This window comes from Mycolicibacterium thermoresistibile, from assembly GCF_900187065.1.
Classification (GTDB): domain Bacteria; phylum Actinomycetota; class Actinomycetes; order Mycobacteriales; family Mycobacteriaceae; genus Mycobacterium; species Mycobacterium thermoresistibile.
Map to the genome: position 1 here is coordinate 2,204,608 of NZ_LT906483.1, position 15,940 is coordinate 2,220,547.

At 70.3% G+C, this 15,940-nt stretch carries 13 protein-coding genes and 2 pseudogenes; 8 read left to right on the forward strand and 7 right to left on the reverse strand.

Going from position 1 to position 15,940, the window contains the following annotated elements:
- Positions 1-19 precede the first annotated feature (19 nt).
- From CKW28_RS10305 to coaE, 3 genes are all read left to right on the forward strand, one after another.
- Positions 20-1,240 (forward strand): threonine/serine exporter family protein, encoded by a 1,221-nt coding sequence (locus CKW28_RS10305; protein ID WP_003923842.1) that lies wholly within the window; start codon positions 20-22, stop codon positions 1,238-1,240.
- A 125-nt stretch (positions 1,241-1,365) separates the two neighbouring features.
- Positions 1,366-2,802 (forward strand): 30S ribosomal protein S1, encoded by a 1,437-nt coding sequence (rpsA, locus tag CKW28_RS10310; RefSeq protein ID WP_003923841.1) that lies wholly within the window; start codon positions 1,366-1,368, stop codon positions 2,800-2,802.
- 86 nt (positions 2,803-2,888) lie between these two features.
- Positions 2,889-4,106, forward strand: coding sequence for a dephospho-CoA kinase (coaE, locus tag CKW28_RS10315; protein WP_003923840.1), 1,218 nt, complete (start codon positions 2,889-2,891; stop codon positions 4,104-4,106).
- Positions 4,107-4,109: 3 nt separating this feature from the next.
- Here coaE and CKW28_RS10320 read toward each other — a convergent pair whose 3' ends face one another.
- Both CKW28_RS10320 and CKW28_RS10325 read right to left on the reverse strand, forming a co-directional pair.
- Positions 4,110-4,622, reverse strand: a complete 513-nt coding sequence (locus CKW28_RS10320) for a hypothetical protein (RefSeq protein WP_050811868.1) — start codon at positions 4,620-4,622, stop codon at positions 4,110-4,112.
- 11 nt (positions 4,623-4,633) lie between these two features.
- Complete coding sequence (locus CKW28_RS10325) at positions 4,634-5,140, reverse strand: ribonuclease FAU-1 family protein (protein WP_197700641.1); 507 nt, start codon at positions 5,138-5,140, stop codon at positions 4,634-4,636.
- A 64-nt stretch (positions 5,141-5,204) separates the two neighbouring features.
- Between CKW28_RS10325 and uvrB the strand changes: the two genes are divergently transcribed.
- From uvrB to CKW28_RS10345, 4 genes and pseudogenes are all read left to right on the forward strand, one after another.
- Positions 5,205-7,361 (forward strand): excinuclease ABC subunit UvrB, encoded by a 2,157-nt coding sequence (gene uvrB / locus CKW28_RS10330; protein ID WP_003923837.1) that lies wholly within the window; start codon positions 5,205-5,207, stop codon positions 7,359-7,361.
- 91 nt (positions 7,362-7,452) lie between these two features.
- Positions 7,453-7,758: pseudogene (locus CKW28_RS24080) on the forward strand (MFS transporter); the annotation flags it as partial.
- Between the two features lie 259 nt (positions 7,759-8,017).
- Positions 8,018-9,034 carry a hypothetical protein gene (locus CKW28_RS10340; RefSeq protein ID WP_061252306.1) on the forward strand — a complete coding sequence of 339 codons (1,017 nt, stop codon included), beginning with the start codon at positions 8,018-8,020 and terminating at the stop codon, positions 9,032-9,034.
- An 85-nt stretch (positions 9,035-9,119) separates the two neighbouring features.
- On the forward strand, positions 9,120-9,986 hold the full coding sequence (locus CKW28_RS10345) for an acyl-CoA thioesterase (RefSeq protein WP_003923835.1): 867 nt from the start codon (positions 9,120-9,122) through the stop codon (positions 9,984-9,986).
- An 8-nt stretch (positions 9,987-9,994) separates the two neighbouring features.
- On the opposite strand, the gene CKW28_RS10350 is transcribed toward CKW28_RS10345, so the two are convergent.
- Positions 9,995-10,642, reverse strand: a complete 648-nt coding sequence (locus tag CKW28_RS10350) for a UdgX family uracil-DNA binding protein (protein ID WP_003923834.1) — start codon at positions 10,640-10,642, stop codon at positions 9,995-9,997.
- Between the two features lie 355 nt (positions 10,643-10,997).
- On the opposite strand from CKW28_RS10350, the gene CKW28_RS10355 reads away from it, so the two are divergent.
- Complete coding sequence (locus CKW28_RS10355) at positions 10,998-11,444, forward strand: universal stress protein (RefSeq protein ID WP_003923833.1); 447 nt, start codon at positions 10,998-11,000, stop codon at positions 11,442-11,444.
- A 44-nt stretch (positions 11,445-11,488) separates the two neighbouring features.
- Here the strand turns inward: CKW28_RS10355 and lnt are convergent, their stop codons facing one another.
- The 4 genes and pseudogenes from lnt to CKW28_RS10370 all read right to left on the reverse strand — a co-directional run bounded on the left by lnt (position 11,489) and on the right by CKW28_RS10370 (position 15,894).
- Complete coding sequence (gene lnt, locus CKW28_RS24085; protein ID WP_061252307.1) at positions 11,489-13,027, reverse strand: apolipoprotein N-acyltransferase; 1,539 nt, start codon at positions 13,025-13,027, stop codon at positions 11,489-11,491.
- Between the two features lie 108 nt (positions 13,028-13,135).
- Positions 13,136-14,266, reverse strand: a pseudogene (locus CKW28_RS24090) (MFS transporter); the annotation flags it as partial.
- A gap of 16 nt (positions 14,267-14,282) precedes the next feature.
- Positions 14,283-15,167 carry a fructose bisphosphate aldolase gene (locus CKW28_RS10365; protein WP_040546039.1) on the reverse strand — a complete coding sequence of 295 codons (885 nt, stop codon included), beginning with the start codon at positions 15,165-15,167 and terminating at the stop codon, positions 14,283-14,285.
- A gap of 49 nt (positions 15,168-15,216) precedes the next feature.
- Positions 15,217-15,894, reverse strand: coding sequence for an MBL fold metallo-hydrolase (locus CKW28_RS10370; RefSeq protein WP_003923830.1), 678 nt, complete (start codon positions 15,892-15,894; stop codon positions 15,217-15,219).
- Between the last annotated feature and the right edge of the window lie 46 nt (positions 15,895-15,940).

A 15,940-nucleotide genomic window follows, 5' to 3' on the forward strand; every position in this document is an offset into this window, starting at 1 on the left:
GAAACCCCCACGAAACCCTATGGAACACCCCGCAGACCCCCAGGTCCGGTTCCTGGCCCGGCTGGGCGCGGCCATGGGGGCGGCGAACTATCCGGTCACGCTGATCCGGCAGATGCTCGACCGGGCCTCCGCCGCCTACGGAACATCCCATGAGGTCGTCGCGCTGCCCAATTCGGTGCAGGTGACCGGTCCGGCGCCCGGCGGGACCGCGACGGCGGCCGCGCATCAGGACGCCGAACTCCGGTTCGACCAGATGTTTCCGCTGGCCCGGCTGGTGTCCGCGGCGATGCGGGGGGCGGTTTCCCCGACCGACGGCAATGACCGGCTCGACCGGATCCTGGCCCGGCCGGCGCCGTATCCGCCGTGGCTGACCGTGCTCGGCTACGGCGTGTGGAGCACCGGTCTGGGCCTGGTGCTCGAACCGAGCCCGCTGAACCTGCTCGGCGCGGCCGCCCTGGGTTTGATCGTGGGGGTCCTGGCGGTCGCGGGGCAGCGGTTCGGGCAGCTCGGCCCGCTGGTGCCGGTGACCGCCGCGTTCGTCGTGGCCACCGTGAGCATCGCCGTCGTCGAGCACCTCGAACTGGACCACGTCGGGCTGCGCGCCCTGATACCGCCGCTGGCGATGTTCCTGCCCGGCGCGGCGATCACCCTCGCGGTCATCGAGTTGACCGCCCGCGACATCGTCTCCGGCTCGGCCCGGCTCATGGCGGGTTTCGTCCAGCTCGCCCAGTTGGCGTTCGGCATCCTGATCGCCGCCCAGCTGCTGGGCGAGGACGAGTCCCGGCTGAGTGCGGAACCGTTGAACAAGCTGGGGAGCTGGGCGCCGTGGCTCGGTGTCGCGGTGTACGCCCTCGGGGTCATGCTGTTCTTCGCTCCGCCGCGGTCGTTCCTGCCCTGGCTGCTGGCGGTCTGTTACGCCGCGTTCACCGCGCAGTTCCTCGGCGACCTCGCCCTCGGCAGCTATGCCAGCGGATTCGCCGGCGGGCTGGTCCTCACCGGGTGTGCGCTGATGCTGTCCCGGCGGCCGGGGGCGCCGCCCGCGATCACCATGATCCTGCCCGGATTCTGGTTGCTGGTCCCGGGTTCGATGGGGCTGATCGGGTTCGCCGAGCTGTTCGGGGCCGACGGGGACTCCGCCCTCGGCGTCACATTCATCTCGATGATCTCGGTGGCGCTGGGTCTGCAGGCCGGGCTGGTGCTGTGGCAGTTGCTGCGGCGGGCCCGGCGGCGGGCGGGTTGACAAATTCGGCGACCCGAGTTTGTCCAGCAAGTCCTCAGTCGAGTAGCCTCGACAGGTACCCCTGCGAACGAGCGGGTACACCGACCCTGTCCCTACGACCAAAGCTGTCCGGAGCAACCCAACATATGCCAAGTCCCTCCGTCACCTCGCCGCAAGTAGCCGTCAACGACATCGGCTCGAGCGAGGACTTTCTCGCCGCCATCGACAAAACCATCAAGTACTTCAACGATGGCGACATCGTCGAGGGCACCATCGTCAAGGTTGACCGTGACGAAGTCCTTCTCGACATCGGTTACAAGACCGAAGGTGTCATACCCTCCCGTGAGCTCTCCATCAAGCACGACGTCGACCCCCACGAGGTGGTGTCCGTCGGCGACCAGGTGGAGGCTCTGGTCCTCACCAAGGAGGACAAGGACGGTCGCCTGATCCTGTCCAAGAAGCGCGCCCAGTACGAGCGCGCCTGGGGCACCATCGAGGCACTCAAGGAGAAGGACGAGCCCGTCAAGGGCACCGTCATCGAGGTCGTCAAGGGCGGCCTGATCCTCGACATCGGCCTGCGTGGGTTCCTCCCGGCTTCTCTGGTCGAGATGCGTCGCGTCCGCGATCTGCAGCCCTACATCGGCCGCGAGATCGAGGCGAAGATCATCGAGCTGGACAAGAACCGCAACAACGTGGTGCTGTCCCGCCGCGCCTGGTTGGAGCAGACCCAGTCCGAGGTGCGCAGCGAGTTCCTCAACCAGCTGCAGAAGGGCGCCATCCGCAAGGGCGTGGTGTCCTCGATCGTCAACTTCGGCGCGTTCGTCGACCTCGGCGGGGTCGACGGCCTGGTGCACGTGTCCGAGCTGTCCTGGAAGCACATCGACCACCCGTCCGAGGTGGTGCAGGTGGGCGACGAGGTCACCGTCGAGGTGCTCGACGTCGACATGGACCGCGAACGGGTGTCGCTGTCGCTCAAGGCCACCCAGGAAGACCCCTGGCGGCACTTCGCCCGCACCCACGCGATCGGGCAGATCGTGCCGGGCAAGGTCACCAAGCTGGTGCCGTTCGGCGCGTTCGTCCGCGTCGAGGAGGGCATCGAGGGCCTGGTGCACATCTCCGAGCTGTCCGAGCGCCACATCGAGGTCCCCGACCAGGTGGTGCAGGTCGGCGACGACGTCATGGTCAAGGTCATCGACATCGACCTGGACCGGCGCCGTATCTCGCTGAGCCTCAAGCAGGCCAACGAGGACTACTCCGAGGAATTCGACCCCTCGAAGTACGGTATGGCCGACAGCTACGACGAGCAGGGCAACTACATCTTCCCCGAGGGCTTCGACCCCGAGACCAACGAATGGCTCGAGGGCTTCGAGAAGCAGCGTGAGGAGTGGGAGGCCCGCTACGCCGAGGCGGAGCGCCGGCACAAGATGCACACCGCGCAGATGGAGAAGTTCGCCGCCGCCGAGGCGGAGGCCGCCAGCCGGCCCGCCACCAGCACGTCGCGTTCCGACGAGCCGGCCGGTGGTTCGCTGGCCAGCGACGAGCAGTTGGCCGCCCTGCGGGAGAAGCTCGCCGGCAACGCCTGAGCGGGCAGCATCCGCCAGACCAGATTGAAACCACGCAGCGAAAGTCGTCCCGGCTTCGCTGCGTGGTTTCTTTTCGGAGGGGACGCATGATTCGGATCGGTCTGACCGGTGGTATCGGCGCCGGCAAGTCCACCGTCGCCGCGACGTTCGCGGAATGCGGGGGCATCATCGTGGACGGCGACGTCATCGCCCGGGAGGTGGTCCAGCCCGGAACCGAGGGGCTGGCCAAACTGGTCGAGACGTTCGGCGAGGACATCCTGCTGCCCGACGGCTCGCTGGACCGGCCCGCCCTGGCGGCCAAGGCCTTCGCCGACGACGAGCAGCGCGCCAAGCTGAACGCGATCGTGCACCCGCTGGTGGGTAGGCGCCGGGAGGAGATCATCGCGGCGGTGCCCGACGACGCGGTGGTGGTCGAGGACATCCCGCTGCTGGTGGAAACCGGTATGGCGCCGACGTTCCCGCTGGTCGTGGTGGTCTACGCGGACGCCGAGGTCCGGGTGAAGCGGCTGGTGGAGATCCGCGGGATGAGCGAACAGGACGCCCGGGCCCGCATCGCCGCGCAGGCCACCGATGAGCAGCGCGCCGCGATCGCCGATGTGCTGCTGGACAACTCCGGAACCCAGCAGGAGATCGTCGACAAGGCGCGCGCGTTGTGGGAACAGCGGGTGCTGCCGTTGGCGGAGAACATCCGCACCGGTCGGTGCGTGACACCCGCCCTCGAACTGGTTGCGCCCCAGCCGCACTGGCGCGCCGACGCTGCGCGCATCATCGCACGGATCCAGATGGCCTGCGGCGCGAAGGCGCTCCGCGTCGACCACATCGGATCCACCGCCGTGGACGGTCTTTCCGCCAAGGACGTCATCGACATCCAGGTGACGGTCGGCTCCCTCGACGCCGCCGACGAGATCGCCGAGCCGCTGGCCCGGGTGGGCTATCCACGACGCGCGGAGATCACCTCAGACGTCGCCAAACCCGACGCCCGCAGCACCGTCGCCGAGTTCGACCACAGCGCCGATGCGTCGTTGTGGCGGAAGCGGTTGCACGGCGCCGCCGACCCGGGACGCCCGGCCAACATCCACATCCGGGTGGACGGCTGGCCCAATCAGCAGTTCGCGCTGCTGTTCGCCGACTGGCTCAACGCCGAACCGGCCGTCCGGGACGAGTACCTGTCGGTCAAACAGCGGGCGGTCTCCACCGGCGACCTCGACGCGTACACCGAGGCCAAGGAACCGTGGTTCGCCGAGGCCTATCGGCGGGCCTGGGACTGGGCCGACCGCACCGGCTGGCGGCCGTCGCCCCGCTGACGGTCAGGCGGCCGGCGGCCCGGGGTCAGCGCCGACCGGGGCGGTGTTGAGCACGTTGCCGCCTCCGCCCGAATCCAGCGGCGCCCCGCACTGGAGGGTGCCGTACAGCGGGTCGTCGTCGGCGCGGGTCAGCCGCGGCGCGACGAACTGGTCGGCCCGGGCGACGGTCTGCTCGTCCACCAGGATCTCGCAGTGCAGATTCGCCGAGTACGGCCAGTCCACCGACACCGTCATGCCCGCCGATTCCGGATCCGACAGCACACCGGTGGCCTCGAAGGTGCGGCCCGGAAGCATGGTGGGGTCGGCGGTGTTGACGTTCTGATCGTCGATCCGGTAGCTGATCCGCGCCCCGCGTGCCACCCCGTCCACCCGGGCCCGGTAGACGATGTTGTGCATCTGGTCGTCCGCAGGGGGTTCGTCGGGCTCGGCCCACGCCACCGCCGGCGTTAGCTGTGCTCCCAGGAGAACGACTGCCACTGTCGCGGTGTGAAGACATCCGCGCAAGGTGGGCGTCATGGCTAGCTACCTTACGTTGTTTGCCACTTCAGGGCCATGCCGTTGCCGGCCAGCCAACGGTGAAGATCATAGTGGTGGCGGGCCAGCCCGTCGATGGTCTTCGCGGCGGTCCGGACCGCCCGTTCGGCGTCGTCCGGGGCCAGCAGGCCGTGGCGCACCGCGGTGAGCAGTTCGTCGACGTCGGTGAGTTCGACGCCGACCCCGGTGCGCAGCCGCAGGTCGAGATAGTGATCCTCGGCGTGCCAGATCACCGGCCCGGGGGTGTAGCGGCCGATGTCGAGATAGAAGTCCTGGTCGACCTCGTGGCCCCGGTTGAAGTGGAACACACTGACCCGCAGGTCCAGCGAGGGCAGCAGCCACGACTCCAGATAGTGGAACTGCGCGCGGCCGGGGGTGGGCCGGGCCATGTACAGACCCCAGGGCTCGACGCGGTACTCGTCGACGGCCCGCACCACACCCTTCGGGTCGGTGTTGGTGCGGCCGGCCACGTCGAACGTCTCGCGCTTGGGTGGGTGGATGTGGATGTGATCCGCCTATCGCCGGGAACAGCACCTGTCGGACTCTGGTTCTACCCTGGTGAACATGGCCTTCGCTACCGAACACCCCGTGCTGGCGCAGTCGGAGTACCGCCCGGTCGACGCCATCGTGCGCACCGGCGGCAGGTTCGAGGTGATCAGCCCGTACCAGCCGGCCGGTGACCAGCCCGCGGCCATCGACGAGCTGGAACGCCGCCTCAGGGCAGGCGAGAAGGATGTGGTCCTGCTGGGCGCGACGGGCACCGGCAAGTCGGCGACCACGGCGTGGCTCATCGAACGGATGCAGCGGCCCACGCTGGTCATCGAGCCGAACAAGACGCTCGCCGCGCAGATGGCCAACGAACTGCGGGAGATGCTGCCCAACAACGCGGTGGAGTACTTCGTCTCGTACTACGACTACTACCAGCCCGAGGCCTACATCGCGCAGACCGACACCTACATCGAGAAGGACAGCTCGATCAACGACGACGTCGAGCGGCTGCGCCACTCGGCGACCTCGGCGCTGTTGTCGCGGCGCGACGTGGTGGTGGTGGCGTCGGTGTCGTGCATCTACGGTCTGGGCACCCCGCAGTCCTATCTGGACCGCTCGGTGCAGATCAGCATCGGCGACGAGGTGCCGCGTGATTCGCTGTTGCGGCTGCTGGTCGACGTCCAGTACACCCGCAACGACACCGCGTTCACCCGGGGCTCGTTCCGGGTGCGGGGCGACACCGTGGAGATCATCCCGTCGTATGAGGAACTCGCGGTGCGCATCGAGTTCTTCGGCGACGAGGTCGAGGAGCTGTACTACCTGCACCCGCTGACCGGCGATGTGGTGCGCAAGGTCGATTCGGTGCGGATCTTTCCGGCCACCCATTACGTCGCGGGGCCGGAACGCATGGCGCAGGCGATCTCCAGCATCGAGGATGAGCTGGCCGAGCGGCTCGACGAACTGGAGAGCCAGGGCAAGCTGCTGGAGGCCCAGCGGCTGCGGATGCGCACCAACTACGACATCGAGATGATGCGCCAGGTGGGCTTCTGCTCGGGCATCGAGAACTACTCCCGCCACATCGACGGCCGGCCCGCCGGGTCCGCCCCGGCGACGCTGCTGGACTATTTCCCCGAGGACTTCCTACTGGTCATCGACGAATCCCACGTGACCGTGCCGCAGATCGGCGGGATGTACGAGGGCGACATCTCCCGTAAGCGCAACCTGGTCGAGTACGGGTTCCGGCTGCCGTCGGCGGTCGACAACCGGCCGCTGACCTGGGAGGAGTTCGCCGCGCGGATCGGCCAGACGGTGTACCTGTCGGCCACCCCCGGCCCGTACGAGCTGAGCCAGTCCGGGGGCGAGGTCGTCGAGCAGGTCATCCGCCCGACCGGGCTGGTGGACCCGAAGGTCGTCGTCAAACCGACCAAGGGGCAGATCGACGACCTCATCGGAGAGATCCGCAAGCGTGCCGAACGCGACGAGCGGGTGCTGGTCACCACGTTGACCAAGAAGATGGCCGAGGACCTCACCGACTACCTGCTGGAGATGGGCATCCGGGTGCGCTACCTGCACTCGGAGGTCGACACCCTGCGCCGGGTGGAGTTGCTGCGTCAGCTGCGGCTCGGCGAGTACGACGTGCTGGTCGGGATCAACCTGCTCCGGGAGGGCCTGGACCTGCCGGAGGTGTCGCTGGTGTCGATTCTGGACGCCGACAAGGAGGGTTTCCTGCGCTCGACACGCAGCCTGATCCAGACCATCGGCCGCGCCGCCCGCAACGTGTCCGGCGAGGTGCACATGTACGCCGACAACATCACCGACTCGATGCGCGAGGCCATCGACGAGACCGAACGGCGCCGGGCCAAACAGATCGCCTACAACGAGAAGCACGGCATCGATCCGCAGCCGCTGCGCAAGAAGATCGCCGACATCCTCGATCAGGTGTACCGCGAGGCCGAGGACACCGAGACCGTCGAAATCGGTTCCGGCCGGGCGGTGTCGCGTGGACGGCGTGCCCAGGGCGAACCCGGCCGCGGGGTGACCGCGGGCATCATCGAGGGCCGGGACACCAGGAACATGCCGCGTGCCGAGTTGGCCGATCTCATCAAGGAGCTGACCGAGCAGATGATGGCGGCGGCCCGTGATCTGCAGTTCGAGGTGGCCGCCCGGGTCCGCGACGAGATCGCCGACCTGAAGAAGGAACTGCGGGGCATGGACGCGGCCGGCCTGAAGTAGTCGACCTCGACGGCGGGTGAGGTCACACCGTCGACCGGGTGACCGTCATCCGCCCCCACACCGGGCCTGACACCGGGAGCGTGCCCGCCGCCGGGGCGTGGCGGCAGCGGTGTTGCCGCGCAGTGTGGTCCGGCCGGGCCCGCCACAAGTGGCTCCACCTCACCCTCGGGGTGCTGATGGCGGCCACCTTGGTCACGATCTTCGTCCCGCCGATCGGTCAGGCTCGCGCACCGCACCCCGGCGGTCGCCGGAATCTTCGGGACGGCCTGGCCGCATCCGTCGGCCACCGCGATGCTGCGCGTGGCCGACCCGGCCGAGGGGCCGACCGCGGCCGCGGCGATCAACACGTGCACACGTGCAATTGATGTGCGGTGCGTTCGGCGCCGGACTGGCCGGGTGGTGGTGCCGATGCGGGGTTGCTGAGTTCTCTCGCGGCGAGACCGGCCGCCGATCCGGCGGGCTCCGCGCTCCGTCCAGCGGTTACGAGGGTTCCGGTCACCACCGTGCCTCCGGACCGCATCGGTTCGGTAACCGTTTCGGCCAGCGCTTGTCTCAGGGCTGGCGCACGCTATTTTCTGGCGGTGGCCAACGGGACGATCGATCTACGAAAAGCAATGGGTAGCAATATAAGTCGATTTGCTGGTAGTGCAGTTGCGGTGGTCGCCCTCTGGTCGCCGACGGCGTTGTTCACCGCCGCCGCGGCGGGCCAGCCCAGTCCGGGGGTGCCGTGCCTGGACATGGTGCAGCAGTTGGCCGCCGCACCGCCGAGCGTCACCGAGATAGGTGAGGCCGCGTCGATGGTCACCAACGCGTTGCCCGAACCGGCAGCCGTCGCCGCGGCCGGCGCGGACGCCGCAGCCCAGGTGCCGCCGGCCCTGGAGTCCGCGGCGCCGGTGGTCGAGGGTGCGCTCGCCGCGGCGCAACCCGCTCCGGGCGCCGCGGTGACCGATCTCGCGGAGGCGCTGCCGGCGCTTCCGATCGTCGAGGCGCCGCCACCACCACCGGTCGCGGAAGCCGCACCACCGCCGCCCCCGGTCGGGGAGGCCCTGCCCCCGGTGCCCGTGGTCGAGGCCGGACCGCCGTTGCCGGCCGGCGTGCCCCCGGCGCCGCCCGTTCCCGCGGGGGCGGGAGGAGCGCCGGAGGTCGCCCCGCTGGCGCACGCCGCCGCGCCGTTGGCCGAGGCCGCGCCGGTGGCCGGGGACGCGCCGCCGCCGGGTGTCGCGGATGCCCCGCCGCCACCCGCCGAGGAGGTGGTCGAGGTGGAGCACCCCGCCCCGGCAGTCGAACCCGAACCGGAAGCCGCGCCCGCCCCGGCAGCTGAACCCGAACCGGAAGCCGCGCCGGCACCGGTACCGGAACCCGCATCCGCGGCGGCGGGGGAAGCCGCCGCGGATGCGCCCGAAGCAGCGGCGATCGAACACGCCGCCGCGCCGGGCGCTCCCGGTCCGGCCGCCGAGGCGGCCTCCTCGGCAGCCTCGGCGGCCTCGGCGGCCGCCCCCGGGTTCGGCTCGCTGGCCGGCCTGCCCGGCACGCTGCCGGCCGGGATACCGATCCCCACCGACCTGGTGTGCGTCGGCACCGCCTGGTCGGCCGAACGCGGTGAGACGAAACCGGAGCTCGCCCAGGCGGATCGGGCCGACGCCTCCGCCCGGGACGAGTCGGCCGGCGACTGACGTCGGTCGACTGGGATCCGCCGATCGGGCGCGCCGGCCGGGACCTCGATGCCGGGGCGCCTGGTGGCTGGGGCATGATGCCCCGGTGACCGAGCTGACCCTGTACGACGTCCTGACCACCCTGGACGTCGCACAAGTCGACGACGATCTGTTCGAGGCGACCCAGCTGGACAATCCCGCCCACCACATCGTCGGTGGCCATATCGCGGGCCAGGCGGTGGTGGCGGCCAGCCGCACGGCGCCGCAGCGCACGGCGCACAGTGCGCACGTCTACTTCCTGCGGGCCGGGGACGCCCGGTATCCGGTGCAGATGCGGGTGGATCGGCTCCGCGACGGCGGTTCGCTGTCCACCCGCCGGGTCACCGCCACCCAGGACGGTCAGGTGCTGCTGGAGGCATTGGCGTCGTTCACCGTCCGGATCGACAGCGTCGACACGCACCACCCGATGCCGGATGTGCCCGATCCGGACACCCTGCCCCCGGTGACCGAGCAGCTGGTCGCCTACGCCGACGAATTCGGCGGCCTGTGGGTGCGTCCGCAACCGATCGAACGCCGCTACATCGACCCGCCGCCCCGGGTCGCCTACGACCTTCCCGAACCGCCGGCGCGAACCCGGATGTGGTGGCGCGCCACCGAACCCGTTCCCGACGACCCGGCACTCAACAGCGCGTTGCTCACCTACGTGACGGGAACGTCGACCCTCGAGGCGGCGATGGTGGCGCACCGAACCACCCCTCTGCACAGCTTCAACGCGTTGATCGACCACGCCCTGTGGTTCCACCGGCCGGCCCACCTCACCGACTGGGTGCTGGCCGACCAGTTCTCACCCAGCTCGCTCGGCGGCCGGGGTCTGGCCACCGCCACGATGTACAACCGCACCGGCGAACTGGTCTGCACCGCCACCCAGGAGCTCTATTTCGGCCGGCCCGCACGATCCGGATCCCGCCGCTGAGCCGTCGGTCACGACCCCATCAACCCGGCCGCCACCTCGAGATCGGCGACCAGGGCGTCGAACGCCTCCGCCCGGTCCCCGGGCCGGCCGCGCAGCACCGCGGACGGATGCACGGTGACCACCACCAGCGGATCGACGCCGAGGCCGACCGTGGCATCGCCGGCCGGCAGCCGCAGCACCTCCCCGCGGTGCGCGGTCAGCCGGAAATCGGGGCCCAGCAACGATTTCGCGGCCGTCGCGCCGAGCAGGACGACCACCTCCGGCCGCACCGAATCCAACTCGGCGATCAGCCACGGCCGGCACGCCACCACATCGCTGCGGCTGGGTGTCTTGTGGATGAGCCGTCGACCCCGGGTGAACGTGAAATGTTTCACCGCGTTGGTGACATACACCTCAGCGCGGTCGATCCCGGCGGCGTCCAGCGCCCGCTGCAACAACCGACCGGCCGGGCCGACGAACGGTTGCCCGGCGGTGTCCTCCCGATCGCCCGGTTGTTCGCCGACCATCACCATCGGCGCGGTGCCCGGGCCGGCGCCGAATACCGCCTGGGTGGCGTCCACATACAGGTCGCAACCCTTACAGGCGTGTACCGCTTCGGCCAGTTCGCCGAGGTCACGGGTGGCGGGCACGAACCGGGCCGCTCCGGTGACTGCCATGGCGGTGGACTACCCACTGACCGTGCCGACCATGCGTGGTCTCATGCCCGGCCCGGCCGTGCGTGCTCCGGCCAACCCGCCCAAGGTGATTCAGTGTGCGGCAGATCAATGCCGCTGCGCGGGAGGATAACTGGCCGGATCCGGCCGCGGATGCGAACCGGATCCCAGCTGGCCCAAAGCGTCGTCTCCGTCACTCCCGGACACGCTGACGGCGCGCGGAGCGTTAGCATCAGTGCCGGTAGAGCGTAAGTTCAAGGGACTGACAACTGCAGCGGGTGTCGTGAATCGCACCCCCCGTCATCCGGCCACGCGTTACTGTCTCCGGTGGCGGTGTAACAGACACTGGGAGGATTGGATGAGCGCCTACAAAACCGTGGTGGTCGGCACCGACGGCTCCGATTCGTCATTGCGCGCTGTCGACCGCGCCGGTCAGATCGCCGCCGCGTCCGGCGCACGGTTGATCGTGGCGACCGCCTACTTCCCCCAGAGCGAGGATCAGCGGGCGGCCGACGTCCTCAAGGACGAGGGCTACAAGATGTCGGGCAACGCCCCCATCTACGCCATCCTGCGGGAGGGACGCGACCGGGCCAAGGCCGCCGGAGCGGAGAACATCGAGGAGCGGGCCGTGGTGGGAGCCCCGGTCGACGCGTTGGTGGAGCTCGCCGAGGAGGTCAACGCGGATCTGCTGGTGGTCGGCAATGTCGGCCTGTCCACCATCGCCGGCCGGCTGCTCGGTTCGGTGCCGGCCAACGTCGCGCGCCGGGCCAAGATCGACGTGCTGATCGTGCACACCACGCCGTGATCCCGGTGATGCTCTCCCGGGATTGAACTCCGGGCGCGGGCTGATCAGCCGTCCCGGGCGCGCCGGACGGTGAGCCGGAAGGCACCCGCGGCCAGCAGCACCGCGGCCAGCGCCGGCACCCAGTCTCCCAGGCGCGAATACCCGGTCTCGACGCTGTCCAGGGGCACGTCCAGCACGAGCGCCCCGCGCTCGGTGGCGGGCAGCCAGCCGAGCCGGCGGCCCCGCGCGTCGAACGCCGAACTGACCCCGGACAGTGCGGCGTGCACCGCGGGCCGTCCGGATTCGACCGCCCGCACCGCGACCATCCCGGCCAGTTGTGGCTGCGCCCAGCTGCCCTGGAACGTCGAGGTGGAGCTCTGGTAGGCCAGTAGGTCCGCGCCGAGCAGCACCTGCCGGCGGGTCAGATCCGGGAACGTGGTCTCGAAACTGATCAGCGGACCGATGGTGAGCCCGTCGGTGTGCAGCACCGCGGGGCCGGCGCCGTGGCGGCGGTCCTCGACCGCGGCCTTGGTGTGGCGGGTGATCGGTTCCAGCACCGGTCGCAGCGGCACCGTCTCCCCGAACGGAACCAACCGGACCTTCTGGTAGGAGCCGAGCATCCCGTCCGGCCCGATCAGCACCGCGGTCTTGTGGATGCCGCCGGACGGGGCCCGAGCGTCGACGTTCACCAGCAGGTCGGCGCCGATCCGCCGGGACAGCCCGGTCAGCCGGGCCGTCGTCTCGGGATCTCCGGCCAGGTCCCGGCCGACGCTGCTCTCACCCCACACCACCAGGTCGGGCCGCTGCGCACCGAGCGAGGCGGTGATCGCCTCGGCGGCCACGGTGCGGTCCTCGGCGACGACGATGTCGCCGGGCTGCACCAGCGCCACCCGGACGGCCCCGGCCTCCAGCGACGACCCCGCCGGCCCCGACGACCCCGCCGGCCGGCTGGTGCACGCCGCCGCGGGACCGATCGCCACACACGCCGCGGCCACGGTCAGCGCCACGGTGCGATCCCGCCCCGACCCGCCGATCAGGGCGGCGGCGACGGCCACGTTGACGGCCATGATGAGGAAGCTCGTCAGCCACACACCACCCCACGCGGCCGACGCCAGCAGGGCCGGCTGATTCCACTGGGAGGTTCCCAGCAGCGCCCACGGGCCGCCCAGGCTCTGCCCGGACCGCGCGGCCTCCGCCAGCACCCATGCGCTGGGCAGCAGCAGGACGGCAGTGAGCATCCGCCGGCCCGTCACCCGGCCGGCCAACAGCCGGTGGGTGACCCACCCCCACGGCAGCCACAGCGCACCCAGCAGCAGGCCCATCCCGATCAAGCCGGGGCCGGCGCTGGGGGCCAGCCAGTACTGGGTGGCCACGATGTAGGCGGTCATCCCGCACCAGGCCCGCGCGGCACCGTCTCCCGGGGTCGCCGCCGCCCGCACCACCAGTAGCAGTGGCACCACCGCGATCCAGGCCAGCCACCACAACGCCGGGGCCGGGAAGGCCGGCACCGGGACCACTCCGGCCACCACCGCGGCGAGCAGACCGGCCGGCCGCGGCCGGCCGGCGGCGACGGGTCGGCCGACCGGCGGGGTGGATCTGATCATCACCGCCTGAACCACCAGCCAGCCCATCACGAACCCGGCGGCGACCAGCCACAACAGCGCCCGTTCGCGGTCCTGGCGCCACAGCGGGACCATCAGCAGCCCGGCAACGATGAACGCCACGTTGTACAGCACGTCGTAGACGGCGAACACCCGGCCTCGGGTGACGTCGGCGGCGGCGCCGCCGACCAGCGCGTCGACGGAGATCTTCAGCAGCTGGAACGCGAATCCGACCACGCTCACGCTGGCGATCAGCACCGCCAGCGACGGATAGAGCCCGCCCACGTACGCCGCGGCGGCGGCCGGCAGGAACGCCGCGGGAACCAGCACCGTCGGCGAGTACCGGCGCGCCAGCGGGGGAGCGAGCAGCGTGCCGGCGAACGCCGCCAGCCCGGTGGCCGCCAGCGCCAGCCCGTAGCCGGCCACCTCGAGCTGATAGCGGGAGTCGGCGATCAGCACCAGCACCACGAACCCGGCACCCAGCAGCAGCCGGTGCGCGGCCACCGCGGCCAGTGGCCAGCGGATGGCGGTGTCGCCGGCGGCGGTGCGCAGCCCGTCGATCAACTCGGCCAGCAGCGCGCGCAGCCGCGACAGCAGCGGTTCGGCGAACCCGCCGCCGATGTCCGGCAGCCGGGTGAACACCGCCGCGGCGGCCAGGTACAGGGCCGCGGCGATCAGGAATCCGGCCGCGGTGGAGTGGCCGACGAACAGCGACCCGCCCACCGCGCCGACGAAGCTGGCGCTCATCCCGGCCAGCGCGGACACCGCGTTACCGGTGACCAGCGCCTCGCGGGGCACCGTGCGCGGCAGCGCCGCACCCTTGGCGGCCAGCACGAACCGCGACGACGACAGCAGCAGCAGGACGCCCAGGAACGCCGCCGGCCTCGACTCGGTCACCACGGTGCCGATCGCGGCGACCGCCAGCAGCGCACGCAGCAGCGACACCACGATCAGCGTGCGGCGCCGGTCCCATCGGTCGATCAACACCCCGGCGAACGGGCCGACCAGGCTGAACGGCAGCAGCGTCACCGCCAGCACGGCGGCGATCCGGGCCGGGGTCGCGCCCTGCTCCACCTCGAACAGCACGAACTGCGCGAAGGTGATCTGGGCCAGGCCGTCGGCGAACTGGCCGAGACACTGCCCGCCGACCAGCGGGCGCAGCGGACCGGCCAGCAGTGCCCGCGCGTCCCGCCAGCCCCGGCCACCGGAAACCGGGCCGGCACCGGCGGGCGGCGCGGTCACGTCGTATCGGGTTGTGTCAGGTGTCGGAGGCGGCGGCGATCTCGGCGATCGACTTGTCCAGCGTCGCGTTGAACTCCTCGTCGCTCTGCTGCGCGGTCAGGCCCTCGGTGAACGCGCGCGAGAAGCTGGCGATCACGCCGTTGTTGCGCGCCAACCGGGCGCACGACTCCTCCCGGGTGTAACCGCCGGACAGCGCGACCACCCGCAGCACCTTGGGATGCTCGACGAGCTCCTTGTAGAGGTTGTCGGCGTCGGGCAGGGTCAGCTTCAGCATCACCACCTGGCCGTCCGACAGCGCGTTGACCGCGTTCAGCAGCGCGTCCTTCAGCTGCTCCTCGGCCTCGGCCTTCTTCGGGCTGTGGATGTCGACCTCGGGTTCGACGATCGGCACCAGGCCCTTGGCCAGGACCTGCTGGGCGATCTCGAACTGCTGGTCGACGACGGCCTGCAGACCGGCGCCGGGCATCTTGATGACCGACCGCTCCTTGGTGCCGAACACACCGTTGGCGATCGCGCGGTCGAGCAGTTCGTCCAGCCCGGGGATCGGCTTCATCAGCTGGACGCCGTCCTTCTCCTCGGCCAGGCCCTTGTCGATCTTGAGGAACGGAACGATGTTCTTGACGTTCCACAGATAGTCGGCGCTCGGCCGGCCCTCGATCGTGCGGTCCATGGTGTTCTCGAACAGGATGGCGCCGACGATCCGGTCGCCGTTGAAGACCGGGCTGGTGATGATCCGGGTGCGCATCTGGTGCACCAGGTCGAACATCTCGTCGTCGGTGGAGTAGGAGTCCTCCGGGATGCCGTACAGCCTCAGCGCCTTCGGCGTGCTCCCGCCGCTCTGGTCCAGCGCCGCGATGAAGCCCTTGCCGCTCTGGGCCTTCTTGTACATTTCTTGATTCATCTCCACCACCCGTTGTCCGTTGTCGAAGGGGTCCTACCCGCCAATAGTCCTACCAGCCCCGCTCCCGCCATTCTCCGAGGTGTGGGCGTTCGGCGCCCAGCGTGGTGTCGTCGCCGTGGCCCGGATACACCACCGTCGAGTCCGGATAGACGTCGAACACCCGGGTGATGACATCGTCGAGCAACTGTTCGAAGGCGCCCGGTTCCCAGGTCTTGCCGACCCCGCCCGGGAACAGGCAGTCGCCGGTGAACAGGTGGGTGGTATGCCCGGCGGGCGGGCCGCTCAGCGCCAGCGCGACCGACCCCGGCGTGTGTCCGCGCAGGTGGATCACGTCGAAGTGCAGATCACCGATCGTGATCGTCTCACCGCCGGAGAGGATGCGGTCCGGCGGCACCGGCAGCGGTTCGGCGTCGAGGTGGTGCGCCGCGGTCGGGGCACCGGTGGCCGCGACGACCTTCTCCAGCGCCTGCCAGTGGTCGAAGTGCTGGTGGCTGGTGACGATCAGCGATAGTTTCGGGGCGTACCGTTCGATGAGGTCGAGCAGGATCTCGGCGTCGTTGGCGGCGTCGATCAGCAGGGTTTCGCCGGTGCGGGAACAGGTGATCAGGTAGGCGTTGTTGTCCATGGGGCCGACCGACACCTTGATGATCGATGCGCCGGGCAACGTCCGCCGTGCCGCGGTCTGAGGTTCGACGTGTCCGGTGTACTCCTCGGCGACGACTGTCATGTGGCCACGGTAGCGCGGAGCGACACCGCCCGGGAATCACTTGTCG